General features: G+C 76.1%; 1 protein-coding gene. It reads left to right on the top strand.

The genetic code is table 11. The features are described from left to right. The first annotated feature begins 42 nt into the window (after nucleotides 1-42). Nucleotides 43-14,169, top strand: a complete 14,127-nt coding sequence (locus F6X68_RS00815) for a type I polyketide synthase (protein WP_151452410.1) — start codon at nucleotides 43-45, stop codon at nucleotides 14,167-14,169. Nucleotides 14,170-14,188 lie beyond the last annotated feature (19 nt).

Here is a 14,188-nt window from a genome sequence, read left to right as displayed (position 1 = left end):
CAGCCGCAACGACATCGGCATGCCGAGTGAGGTAGGTCCACGGTGAGCAACGAGGACGAGAAGTACGTCGAGTACCTGAAGCGTACGACCTCGGAGCTGCGGCGTACCCGGCGGCGGCTGCGCGAGCTGGAGACCCGGGACTCCGAGCCCATCGCCATCGTGGCGATGAGCTGCCGCTACCCGGGCGGGGTCGACAGTCCCGAGGCGCTGTGGCAGCTCGTGCACGACGGCGGCGACGGGATCGGGCCGTTCCCCGCGGACCGGGGCTGGGACCTGGAGAACCTCTTCCACCCCGACCCCGACCACCCGGGCACCAGCTACGTGCGCGAGGGCGGCTTCGTCTACGCCGCCGCCGACTTCGACGCCGACCTGTTCGGCATCTCGCCCCGCGAGGCAGTCGCCATGGACCCGCAGCAGCGGCTGCTGCTGGAGACCTCCTGGGAGGCGTTCGAGCGGGCCGGGCTGCCGCTGCCGGCCGTACGGGGCAGCCGTACCGGCGTCTTCGTCGGGGCGTCCTCGCACGGCTACGACGGCATGATGGCGCAGGCCGAGAACGGCGAGGGGCACCTGCTCACCGGCAACGCCACAAGCGTCATCTCCGGCCGCGTCGCGTACACCCTCGGGCTGGAGGGGCCGGCGGTCACCGTCGACACCGCCTGCTCGTCCTCGCTGGTCGCCGTCCACCTGGCCGCCCAGGCACTGCGCAACGGCGACTGCGAGCTGGCCCTGGCCGGCGGCGTGACGGTGATGCCCACCCCGGCGGTCTTCGTCGGCTTCAGCCGGCAGCGCGGCCTCGCCGCCGACGGCCGGTGCAAGGCGTTCGCCGCCGGCGCGGACGGTACCTCGTGGTCCGAGGGCATCGGCATGCTGCTGCTCACCCGGCTCTCCGACGCGCAGCGGCACGGCTACCCGGTGCTGGCCGTGGTGCGGGGCAGCGCCGTCAACCAGGACGGCGCGTCCAACGGGCTCAGCGCCCCGCACGGCCCGTCCCAGGTCCGCGTGATCCGCCAGGCCCTCGCCAACGCCCGGCTCACGCCCGAGCAGGTCGACGTGGTCGAGGCGCACGGCACCGGCACCCGGCTCGGCGACCCGATCGAGGCGCAGGCCCTGCTCAGCACGTACGGGCAGGACCGGGACGAGGCCGCGCCGCTGCTGCTCGGGTCGGTCAAGTCGAACATCGGGCACACCCAGGCCGCCGCCGGTGTCGCCGGCGTGATCAAGATGGTGATGGCGATGCGGCACGGCGTCGTGCCGCCGACCCTGCACGTCGACGAGCCGTCCCCGCACATCGACTGGACCGCCGGGGCGGTCACCCTCACCACCGCCGCCACGCCGTGGCCGGCCGTGGACCGGCCGCGCCGGGCCGCCGTGTCGTCGTTCGGCGTCTCCGGCACCAACGCGCACACCATCATCGAGCAGGCCCCGGTCGAGGCCGAGGTCGAGGTCGAGGCCGAGCCGACCGCGCCGCAGGCCCGCGCGGTGGCCCCCGTGCTGCTCTCCGCCCGCTCCGACGCCGCGCTCGCCGCGCAGGCCGGCCGCTGGGCCGCCCGCTTCGCCGCCGACGACACCCTGCGCCCGCTCGACGTGGCCTTCTCGTCGGTCACCTCCCGCTCCACCCTGGACCGGCGCGCCGTGCTGTCGGCGACCGACCGCGACGACCTCCTGGCCGGGCTGCGCGCCCTCGCCGCCGGGGAACCGGCCGGCACCGTCGTGCTCGGCGCCGGGTCGCCGCGCGGCCAGCTCGCGGTGCTCTTCTCCGGCCAGGGCGCGCAGCGCGCCGGCATGGGCCGGGAGCTGTACGCCGAGTTCCCCGTCTTCGCCGCCGCCCTCGACGAGGTGTGCGGGTACCTGGATCGGGCCCTGCCGCGCCCGCTGCGCGAGGTGCTCTTCGCCGCCGAGGGCTCGGCCGACGCCGAGCTGCTGGACCGGACCGTGTTCACGCAGGCCGGCCTGTTCGCCGTCGAGGTGGCGCTGTTCCGCCTCGTCGAGTCGTTCGGCATCGCCCCCGACCTGGTCGCCGGCCACTCGATCGGCGAGGTCACGGCCGCGCACGTGGCCGGGGTGCTGTCGCTGGAGCACGCCTGCGCGCTGGTGGCGGCGCGGGGCCGACTGATGCAGGCGCTGCCCACCGGCGGCGGGATGCTCGCCGTCGCGGCCACCGAGGCCGACGTCCTCGCCACGCTCGACGGCCTGGCCGACGTGGGGATCGCGGCGGTCAACGGGCCGACCTCGGTGGTGGTCTCCGGTGCCGTCGAGGCCCTGGACGAGGTGGAGCGCGTCTGGCGGGAGCGGGGCGTACGCACGCGCCGGCTCACGGTCAGCCACGCGTTCCACAGCCCGCTGATGGAGCCGATGCTCGCCAGGTTCCGCGCGGTGCTCGACAAGCTCACCTTCGCCGCGCCGGCGCTGCCGGTGGTGTCGAACGTGACCGGGGCGCTCGCCGACGCCGACGAGATCCGCACCGCCGACTACTGGGTGCGCCACGTGCGGGAGGCCGTCCGCTTCGCCGACGGAATCGCCGCGCTGCGTGCCGCCGGGGCGGACACGTTCCTGGAGGTCGGGCCGCGCAGCGTACTGACCGCGATGGTCGGCGACGCCCTGCCGGACGGGGACGGCGTGCTCGCCGTGCCGGCGCAGCGCGGGGACCGGCCCGAGGCCCACGGGCTGCTGGCCGGGCTGGCCGAGCTGCACGTGCGCGGGGTGGCCGTGGACTGGCAGCCGTGGTTCGCCGACACCGGCGCGCGGCGGGTGGACCTGCCCACGTACGCGTTCCAGCACCAGCGCTACTGGCCCGAGATCGGCGGCACCGCCGGAGCGACCGCGCCGACCGACACGGCCGAGGGGGACTTCTGGGCGGCCGTGGAGCGCGGCGACCTGACCGGGGTCGCCGCCCACCTGGCCGTGCAGGACGACCCCGCGGCGGTCGAGGCCCTCGCCCCGGCCGTACCGGTGCTCTCGTCGTGGCGACGGGCCCGGCAGCGCGACGCCGTGGTGGACGGCTGGACGTACCGGGTCGAGTGGGAGCCCGTCCGCCCCGCCGCCGCGCCGGCGCTGACCGGCCGCTGGCTGGTCGTCACCGCCGACGCCGACGACGCCGGGGTGGCCGGCACACTGACCGGCGCCGGCGCCCACGTCGACACCCTCACCGTCGCCCCGGGCGCCGACCGCGCCGAGCTGACCGGGCTGCTGCGCGGCCACGGCGACCAGGGCTGGGCCGGCGTGCTCTGCGTGCTGCCCGCGACCGACCGGGCGCTGCCGGACGCCCCGGCCGTCTCCGTCGGTGCCGCGCTGCTGCTCACCCTCACCCAGGCGCTCGCCGACGCCGGCCTGCCCGGCCGGCTCTGGTGCCTCACCCGGGGCGCCGTCCGCGTCGGCGGCGAGACCCCCGCCGACCCGTGGCCCGCCCTGGCCTGGGGCCTGGGCCGGGTCGTCGCCCTCGAACAGCCGGACCGCTGGGGCGGCCTGGTCGACCTGCCCGCCCGCGCCGACCGGACCGCCGCCGACGCGCTGCTCGCCGTCCTCGCCGACGCCGGCCACGACCAGGTGGCGATCCGCCCGCAGGGCATCCTCGGCCGGCGGCTGGTGCCGGCCGCGCCGCCCGCGGGTGCGGGTTGGCGGCCCGCCGGGACGGTGCTGGTGACCGGTGGTACGGGTGCCCTGGGTCGGCACGTGGCGCGCTGGTTGCTGGCCAACGGGGCCGCCGAGGTGGTGCTGGCCTCGCGGCGGGGTCCGGCGGCGCCGGGCGCGGCCGAGCTGGTGGCCGAGTTGGGCGCGGTGCGGGTGGTGGCGTGCGACGTCACCGACCGGGCGGCGGTCGACGCCCTCGTGGCGGACCTGCCCGGGCTGACCGCCGTCGTGCACACCGCCGGCGTGGTCGACGACGGCGTCCTCGACGGGCTCGACCTGGGCCGGATGCAGGCCGTCCTCGACGGCAAGGTCCGCGCCGCCCGCGTGCTGCACGAGGCCACCGCCCGCCGCGACCTCGACGCGTTCGTACTCTTCTCCTCCCTCGCCGGGGTCATCGGCAGCGCCGGACAGGGCAACTACGCGGCGGCCAACGCCTACCTCGACGCGTTCGCGGCCTGGCGACGCGACCAGGGCCTGCCCGCCACCGCCATCGCCTGGGGCGCCTGGGCCGAGGACGGCATGGCCGCGGCGCTGACCGCCCGGCTCGCCCGGGGCGGCGTCGACGCGCTCCCCGTCGCCGAGGCCGTCACCGCCCTCGGCCGGCTGGTCAACACCGCCGAGCCGGCCGTCACCGTCGCCGACGTCGACTGGGGACGCCTCGCCGCCTCCTGGGGCCGCCCGACGCCACTGATCGCCGCCCTGCCCGGCGTGCCCGCCGTGCCCACCGGCCCCGCCCGCGCCGTGGTGGTCGGCCGGTCCCTGCCGCAGCTCGCCGACCTCGTGCGCACCCAGGCCGCCGTCGTGCTCGGCTACCCGGCCGGCCAGCCGCTGCCCGAGCGCACCTTCCGCGACCTCGGCTTCGACTCGCTCACCGCCGTCGAGTTGCGCAACCGGCTCACCGCCGAGACCGGCATGACGCTGCCCGCCACGCTGGTCTTCGACCACCCCACGGTCGCCGAACTCGCCGCGCACCTGCACGGCCTCACCGCCGGGCACACCACCGGCGAGGTGGTCGCCGACGGCACGGGCCGCGACCGCGAGCCGATCGCCATCGTCGCGATGAGCTGCCGCTTCCCCGGCGGGGTCACCTCGCCCGAGCAGCTCTGGGACCTGCTGGCCACCGGCACCGACGCGTTGAGCCTGATGCCCGGCGAGCGCGGCTGGAACCTCGCCGAGCTGTACCACCCCGACCCCGAGCACCTCGGCACCAGCTACGTCCGGGAGGGCGGCTTCGTCGCCGGGGCCGGCGAGTTCGACCCGGCGTTCTTCGGCATCAGCCCCCGCGAGGCCCTCGCCATGGACCCGCAGCAGCGGCTGCTGCTGGAGGCCACCTGGGAGGCGTTCGAGCGGGCCCGGATCGACCCGACCGCGCTGCGCGGCAGCCGCACCGGCGTGTACGTCGGCACCAACGGCCAGGACTACGGCTCGCTGCTGATGGCCGCCGGGGACGTCGACGAGAACTACCTCGCCACCGGCACCTCCGCCAGCGTCATCTCCGGCCGGCTGGCGTACACCTTCGGGCTGCACGGCCCGGCGGTCACCGTCGACACCGCCTGCTCGTCGTCGCTGGTCGCGATGCACCTGGCCGCGCAGGCCCTCCGGACGGGCGAGTGCGACCTCGCCCTGGCCGGCGGCGCCACGGTGATGGCCACCCCCGGCATCTTCGTCGGCTTCTCCCGCCAGCGCGGCCTCGCCGCCGACGGCCGGTGCAAGCCGTTCGCCGGGGCCGCCGACGGCACCGGCTGGGGCGAGGGCGTCGGCCTGCTGGTGCTCCAGCGCCTCTCCGACGCCCGCCGCGACGGCAACCCGGTCCTCGCCGTGCTGCGCGGCAGCGCCGTCAACCAGGACGGCGCCTCCAACGGCCTCACCGCCCCCAACGGCCCCGCCCAGCAGCGGGTGATCCGCCAGGCCCTCGCCAACGCCGGGCTCACCGCCGACCAGGTGGACGCCGTCGAGGCGCACGGCACCGGCACCACCCTCGGCGACCCGATCGAGGCGCAGGCACTCATCGCCACCTACGGGCAGGACCGTCCCGCCGACCGGCCGCTCTGGCTCGGCTCGATCAAGTCGAACATCGGGCACACCCAGGCCGCCGCCGGTGTGGCCGGGGTGATGAAGATGGTCCTGGCGATGCGGCACGGGGTGCTGCCGCCCACCCTGCACGTGGACGAGCCCACCCCGCACGTCGACTGGAGCGCCGGCAGCGTCGAGCTGCTCACCTCCGCCCGGCCGTGGGAGCCGGCCGACGGTGTACGCCGCGCCGCCGTCTCCTCGTTCGGCATCAGCGGCACCAACGTGCACACCATCCTCGAACAGGCCCCCGCCGACGAGCCGGAGCCCGAGCCGGCGGCCGACGCGCCGACCGGGGAGCTGCCCTGGGTGCTCTCCGGGCGCACCGTCGACGCCCTCACCGCCCGCACCCGGGACCTGCTCGACCACCTCGACACCGTCGACGACGACGTGCTCGCCGACGTCGGCTGGTCGCTGGCCGCCACCCGCGCGTCCCACGACCACCGGGCCGTCGTCTTCGCCGCCGACCGCGACGACCTGGCCGCGTCCCTCGACGCGCTCGCCGCCGGCCGGCCCACCCCGCAGACCGTCACCCGCGCCCCCGGCACGCCAGGCGAGGTCGCCTTCGTCTTCCCCGGCCAGGGCTCCCAGTGGGTCGGCATGGCCGCCGAACTGCTCGACACCGCCCCGGTCTTCGCGGAGAAGTTCGCCGCCTGCGCCGAGGCGCTGCGCCCGTACGTCGACTGGTCGCCGACCGACGTGGTGCGCGGCGCGCCCGACGCCCCGTCGCTGGAGCGCGTCGACGTCGTGCAGCCCACCCTGTTCGCGGTCAGCGTCTCGCTCGCCGCGCTCTGGGAGTCGTACGGGGTGCGCCCCTCCGCCGTCGTCGGCCACTCGCAGGGCGAGATCGCCGCCGCGCACGTCGCCGGCGGCCTCACCCTGGACGACGCGGCGGCCGTGGTGGCCCTGCGCAGCCGCATCATCGCCGGCATCGCCGGGGACGGCGGCATGGTCTCGGTCGCCACCACCGCCGACGAGGCCACCGCGACGATCACCCGCTGGGCCGGCCGGGTCGCCCTGGCCGCCGTCAACGGGCCCACCTCCGTCGTGGTCTCCGGCGACAGCGCCGCCCTCGACGAGCTGGTCGCCCACTACGAGTCCCGCGAGGTGCGGGTGCGCCGCGTCCCCGTGGACTACGCCTCCCACTCCGCCCACGTCGAGCAGCTGCGCGAGCAGCTCCTGGAACTGCTCGCCGGGCTGCGGCCCCGCACCGGCGAGGTCCGGTTCCGCTCCACCGTCGAGGGGGACTGGCTCGACACCGCCGCCCTCGACGCCGACTACTGGTACCGCAACCTGCGGCAGACCGTCCGCTTCGACGACGCGGTGCGCAGCCTCGTCGCCGCCGGCTACCAGACCTTCGTCGAGGTCAGCGCCCACCCGGTGCTGACCATGGCCGTGCAGGAGAGCGTCGAGCTGGCCGCCGCCGACCCGGACGCGGTCACCGTCACCGGCAGCCTGCGCCGGGGCGAGGGCGGCCTCGGCCGCTTCCTGCGCGCCCTGGCCGAGGTCTGGGCCGGGGGTACGGCGGTGGACTGGCGACCCGCCTTCACCGGCCTCGCCGGCCGCCGCCTCGACCTGCCCACGTACCCGTTCCAGCGGCAGCTCTACTGGCCGCAGCCGTCCGCCGCGCCCGCCCCGGCCGCCGGCGTCGCCGGCCCGGTGCAGGACGACGAGGTCGACGCCCGGTTCTGGGCGGCCGTCGAGGCGGAGGACCTGACCGCGCTCACCGCCGAACTCGCCGCCGCGACCGACTCGGAGCCCGTGCCGGACGCCGCGTTCGCGGACGTGCTGCCGGTCCTCGCCGCCTGGCGTCGCCGGCACCGCGACCAGGCCACCGTGGACTCCTGGCGGTACCGGGACAGCTGGACACCCGTCGCCCCCGACGCCGCGGGCGAGCCCGCCGTCACCGGCACCTGGTGGCTGCTCACCGGCCCCGACGACACCGGCGCTGCCGAGGCCGCCTTCTGCGCCGAGGCGTTGCGGCGGCACGGCGGCACCGTCGTACCGCTGGCGCTGGACGCCGACCGCACGGACCGCGCGGCGCTCGCCGCCCGGCTGCGCGACCTCGCCGACGGCGGCACGCCCGCCGGGATCCTGTCGCTGCTGCCGCTCGACGAGACGCCCGCCCCGGCGCACCCGTCGGTGCCGGTCGGCTTCGCCGGCACCGTGACCCTGGTGCAGGCGCTCGGCGACGCCGGCGTCCGCGCGCCGCTGTGGTGCCTCACCCGGGGTGCCGTCGCCACCGGCCCGGCCGACCCGCTGCCGCACCCGCTCCAGCAGCTCACCTGGGGCTTCGGCCGGGTCGCCGCACTCGAGCACCCGGACCGCTGGGGCGGCCTCGTCGACCTTCCCGACGAGCTCGACGACGCGGCCGGCCGCCGGCTGGTCCGCGTCCTCGCCGGCGCCGACGGGGAGGACCAGGTCGCGCTGCGGTGGGCCGGCGCCTTCGGCCGGCGACTGCTGCACGCCCCGCTCGGCGACGCCCCCGCCCCGCGCACCTGGCGGCCCTCCGGCACCGCCCTGGTCACCGGCGGCACCGGCGCGCTCGGCGGACACATGGCCCGCTGGCTCGCCGCCAACGGCGCGGCGCACCTGGTGCTGGTCAGCCGGCGCGGCCGGCAGGCCGAGGGCATCGCCGACCTCGAGGCCGAGCTGGTCGGACTGGGCGCCCGGGTCACCGTCGCCGCCTGCGACGCCGCCGACCGGTCGGCGCTCGCCGCCGTCCTCGCCGACCTGCCGCCCGAGCACCCGCTGACCACCGTCGTGCACACCGCCGCCGTGCTCGACGACTCGGTGATCAACTCGCTGACCCTGGAGCAGGTCGACTACGCGCTGAGCGCGAAGGTCACCACCGCGCTGAACCTGCACGAGCTGACCCGCGAGCTGGACCTCGACGCGTTCATCCTGTTCTCCTCGATGGCCGGCACCGTCGGCAGCTCCGGCGTGGGCAACTACGCCCCCGGCAACGCGTTCCTCAACGCCCTCGCCGAGCACCGGCGGGCCCTCGGCCTGCCCGCCACCTCCATCGGCTGGGGCGCCTGGGGCGGCGGCGGCATGGCCGACGGCGAGTTCGGCCAGATGCTGCACCGCCACGGCGCACCCGAGATGCCCCCGCGCCTCGCCGTCGCGGCCCTGCACCAGGCCGTGGAGCACGACGAGACCTTCCTGACCATCTCGAACATCGCCTGGGACCGGTTCTTCGTCGCGTTCACCGCCACCCGGCCCGGTCCGCTGATCTCGGAGATCCCCGAGGCGCAGCGGTTGCAGGCCACCAAGGGCCTCGCCGAGACGAAGGAGACCGACGAGGCCGGCCCCGCCGGCGCGTTCACCCGGATGAGCGCCGCCGAGCGCCAGCAGGCGCTGCTCGACCTGGTCCGCGACCAGGCGGCCATGGTCCTCAAGTACGCCGACGGCCAGGCCGTCGACCCGCACCACGCGTTCCGGGACCTCGGCTTCGACTCGGTGACGGCGGTGGAGCTGCGCAACCGGCTCGCCACCGCCACCTCGCTGCGGCTGCCGGTGACCCTGGTCTTCGACTACCCGTCGCCGACCGCGCTCGCCCGGCACCTGCACGAGGAACTGGGCGGCGAGGCCGCCGTGGCCGTCGAGGCCGCCCCGGTGACGCTCGGCGACGACGAGCCGGTGGCCATCGTCGCCATGTCCTGCCGCTTCCCCGGCGGGGCGCACGACCCGGAGCGGTTCTGGCAGATGCTGCACGCCGGCCGTGACGCCGTGTCCGACCTACCCGGCGATCGGGGTTGGGACGTCGAGCGGCTCTACGACCCCGACCCCTATTCCACCGGCACCTCCTACGTCCGCAGCGGCGCCTTCCTCTACGAGGCGGCGGAGTTTGATGCCGGTTTCTTCGGGATTTCCCCCCGCGAGGCGTTGGCGATGGATCCGCAGCAGCGGTTGCTGCTGGAGGTTTCGTGGGAGGCGGTCGAGCGGGCAGGGGTTGAGCCTGGGGTCCTTCGGGGTTCGCGAACAGGGGTGTTCGTGGGCACGAATGGTCAGGACTATGGGGCCCTGCTGATGGTGGCGGGGGACGAGGTGGAGGGCTTCGCGGGCACGGGCAACGCCGCGAGTGTGGTGTCGGGTCGGGTGGCGTACGCGTTGGGGTTGGAGGGGCCGGCGGTGTCGGTGGACACGGCGTGTTCGTCGTCGTTGGTGGCGTTGCACCTGGCGGTGCAGTCGCTGCGGCGCGGCGAGTGCGACCTCGCCCTCGCCGGCGGCGTGACCGTGATGTCGACCCCCGGGCTGTTCGTGGAGTTCTCCCGGCAGCGTGGGCTGGCCGCCGACGGCCGGTGCAAGGCGTTCGCCGCGGGCGCCGACGGCACCGGCTGGGGCGAGGGCGTGGGCATGCTGCTGGTCGAGCGGCTGTCGGACGCCCGGCGCAACGGCCACGAGGTGCTGGCGATCGTGCGGGGCAGCGCCGTCAACCAGGACGGTGCCTCCAACGGTCTGACCGCCCCGAACGGCCCCTCCCAGCAGCGGGTGATCCGGCAGGCCCTCGCGTCGGCGCGGCTCTCCACGGCCGACGTGGACGTGGTCGAGGCGCACGGCACGGGCACGACGCTGGGCGACCCGATCGAGGCGCAGGCGTTGTTGGCGACGTACGGGCAGGAGCGCGACGCGCCGCTGCTGCTGGGGTCGGTCAAGTCGAACATCGGCCACACCCAGGCCGCCGCCGGCGTCGCCGGCGTGATCAAGATGGTGCTGGCGATGCGCGAGGGCGTGGTCCCCGCAACGCTGCACGTGGACGAGCCGTCCCCGCACATCGACTGGAACTCCGGCGCCGTCGAGTTGGCGATCGAGTCGCGGCCGTGGCCGGCCGTGGACCGGCCTCGTCGGTCGGCGGTGTCCTCGTTCGGCATCTCCGGCACGAACGCCCACGTCATCATCGAACTGCCGGAGGACCTCCCCGCCGAGAGCGCGGAGCCCGACGGCGAGGCCGCCGAGGGTCGCAGCCCGGGGCTCGTGGCCTCCGACGTCGTCGTCTGGACGGTGTCGGGGCGGTCGAAGGGCGCGCTGGCCGGTCAGGCCGCCCGCCTGGCCCAGCACGTCCGCGCGCACGCCGACCTCGACGCGGCGGCGGTGGGCTGGTCCCTCGCCGCCACCCGGTCTACGTTCGACCAGCGGGCCGCCGTCGTCGGGGCCACCGTGGCCGAGCTGCTGGCGGGGCTCGACGCCCTGTCCGCCGGCGCGCCGGCGGGGAACCTCGTCACGGGTACGGCCTCCGGAACCGGTGCGGTGTTCGTGTTCCCGGGTCAGGGTGCGCAGTCGGCGCGGATGGCGGCCGGTCTGGTGGGTCGTACGCCGGTGTTCGACGCGAAGTTGGCCGAGTGCCAGCGGGCCCTCGCCCCGTATCTCGATGTCGATCTCGTGTCGGTCTTGACCGGTGACGACGAGTCGTGGTTGGCGCGGGTCGAGGTCGTGCAGCCGGTGCTGTGGGCCGTGGGTATGGCCCTCGCCGCCGTGTGGCAGCACGCCGGTGTGGTTCCGGCTGCGGTGGTCGGTCACTCGCAGGGCGAGATCGGTGCCGCGTGCGTGGCCGGGATTCTCTCCCTGGAGGACGCGGCGAAGGCCGTGGCGCTGCGCTCCCGGGCGCTGACGGTCCTGCGGGGCACCGGCACCATGGCCTCGGTCGACCTCTCCGCCGAGGCGGTCGCCGAGCGGCTGCCGGCGTTCCCGGGTGTCGGGGTGGCGGCGGTGAACGGCCCGTCCACGGTCGTGGTCTCGGGTCCGCCGCAGCCGGTCGCCGACCTGGTCGAGTCCTGCCAGGCCGAAGGTGTGCGGGCCCGGTTGATCCCGGTGGACTACGCGTCGCATTCGGCGGCGGTACAGGAGGTCGCCGAGCAGTTGCGCGCCGATCTGGCCGACGTGACTCCGCGACAGGGCCACGTCCGACTCGTCTCCACGCTCACCGGGAACTGGGTCGACCCGTCCTCGATGACGGCGGACTACTGGTACGACAACCTGCGGCAGACCGTCCAGTTCGAGGCCGCCGTGCGGGTGGCCGTCGAGGCGGGTCACACGACGTTCGTGGAGATCAGCCCGCATCCGGTGTTGACGATGCCGGTGACGGCGATCCTGGACGACGCCGGCGCGAGCGGGCACACGCTGGGCAGCCTGCGTCGCGGTGACGACGACGCGACGCGGTTGCTGACGAACCTCGCCACCGCCCACACGATCGGCCTGCCGGTCGACCTGGGCACGGTCCTCGCCGGGACCGACGTCGTGGCGCTGCCCACGTACGCCTTCGACCGGAGCCGCTTCTGGCCGACCGCGGTGACCGGGCAGGGCGACACCGAGGAGACCCCGAGCGGCGTCGACTCCGCGTTCTGGGCGGCCGTCGAAAGTGAGGACCTGGCCGCGCTCGCGGAACTCACCGAGCAGGACGCGGCGGAGTCCCTGGAACGGCTGGGCGCCGCCCTGCCGGTGCTCGCCTCCTGGCGGCGGCAGCAGCGCAACCGGTCCAGCCTCGACGACCTGCGGTACCGCAGCGTCTGGCAGCCGTACACCGGGACGCCGGTCAGCTTCCTGCCCGGCGCCTGGTGGGTCGTCGCCGACGAGCGGCACCCGGAGGAGGGCGAGGCCGCGGTGGTCGAGCTGACCCGCCGGGGCGCCGACGTCCGACTGGTGCTGGTGCCGGAGAACCTGACCGACCGGGCCGCCCTCACCGCGCACCTGAGCGGTGCCGTCCGCACCCCCGACGGCGTACCGGCTCCGGTGGACGGGGTGCTGTCGCTGCTCGCCCTCGCCGACGGCGCGGTCGACGACACCCAGCCGGTGCCGCCCTTCCTCGCCCGCTCGCTGGCGCTGATCCAGACGCTCGGGGACCTCGACGTCGCCGCGCCGCTGTGGTGCGTCACCCGGGGCGCCGCCGGCACCACCCGCAGCGGCGCGCCCGGCCGGCCGGAGCAGTCGCTGCTCTGGGGCCTCGGCCGGGTCGTGGCCCTCGAACACCCCGAGCGGTGGGGCGGCCTGGTCGACGTGCCGGCCACCCTGGACGACCACGGCTGGGACCTGCTCTGCGCCGCGCTCGCCGGCCTCGACGGCGAGGACCAGCTCGCGGTCGACGGCGCCACCATCCTCGTCCGCCGGCTGGTGCGGGCGCCCGGCGGTGAGGCGGCCACCGACGAGGCGGGCTACCCGGGCACGACCCTGGTCACCGGCGGCACCGGCGCGCTCGGCGCGGAGGTGGCCCGCTGGCTGGCCGCCCGGGGCGCCGAGCACCTGATGCTGGTGAGCCGCCGCGGCGCGGACGCCCCCGGCGTCGCCGAACTCGTCCGCGAGCTGACCGGGGCGGGCACCCGGGTGACCGTCGCGGCCTGCGACGTGGCCGACCGGGCGGCGCTGGCGAAGCTGCTCGACGAGGTACCCGCCGACGCGCCGCTGACCAGCGTGGTGCACGCGGCCGGCGTGCTGGAGGACGGGGTGCTCGACGGGCTCACGGCCGACCGCCTCGCCACCGTCCTGCGGCCCAAGGTGCTCGGCGCCCTGCACCTGCACGAGCTGACCGTCGGGCGGGAACTGCGCGCGTTCGTGCTGTTCTCCGCGCTGGCCGGTCAGCTCGGCGCCGCCGGTCAGGGCAGCTACGCCGCGGCCAACGCCTACCTCGACGCCCTCGCCGAGCAGCGGCACCGGCAGGGCCTGCCGGCCACGTCGGTCGCCTGGGGCCCCTGGGCGGCCGGCGGGATGGCCGCCACCGACCAGGCCGTGGAGGAGCGCCGCCGCCGCACCGGCGTGGCCCGCCTCGACACGGAAGCCGCGCTCACGGCGCTCGCGCAGTGCGTCGCGCGGGGCGAGCCGGCGACGATGGTGGCCGGCATCGACTGGGCCCGCTACGTGCCCGGGTTCGTGGCCGTGCGGCCCAGCCCGCTCATCGCGGGCGTGGCCGAGGCGCGCCGGGCCGTCGCCGAGCGGGCCGAGGACACCGGCGTTTCCGCGGAGTCCCTGGCCGCCCTGCTCGCCGGGCAGACCGACGCCGAACGACGCAAGACCCTGCTGGAGCTGGTACGCGGGCAGGCCGCCGCGGTGCTCGGCCACGCCTCGATGGACGCCGTCGAGCCGGACCGGGCGTTCCGGGAACTCGGCTTCGACTCGCTGACCGCCGTGGAGCTGCGCAACCGGCTCACCGCGGCGACCGGCGTCCGGCTGCCCGCCACGGTCGTCTTCGACTACCCGACCGCCGCCGGGCTGGCCGAGTACGTGCGGGCCGCGATCGTCGACGGCGGCGTGGTCGGGGTCGCACCGGTCTTCGGTGAGCTGGACAGGTTGGAAGCGGCGCTCTCCGGCTCGGCGCCGGACCGCAGCGCCAGAATTCGGATCACCGAGCGGCTGCGGGCGCTGCTGGCCTCCCTCAACGAGGCCGACGCGCCGGCGGACGGCGACACCGTCGCCGAGAAGCTCCAGGACGCGACGCCGGACGAGGTCTTCGACTTCATCGACCGCGAGCTGGGGATGTCCTGACGTGATCGCTGCTGCGACG

The sequence above is a fragment of the Micromonospora sp. AMSO12t genome (assembly GCF_008806585.1).
Classification (GTDB): domain Bacteria; phylum Actinomycetota; class Actinomycetes; order Mycobacteriales; family Micromonosporaceae; genus Micromonospora; species Micromonospora reichwaldensis.
Note: the sequence above shows the minus strand (reverse complement) of the source record. Positions and strands in the feature narration are given on the sequence as shown.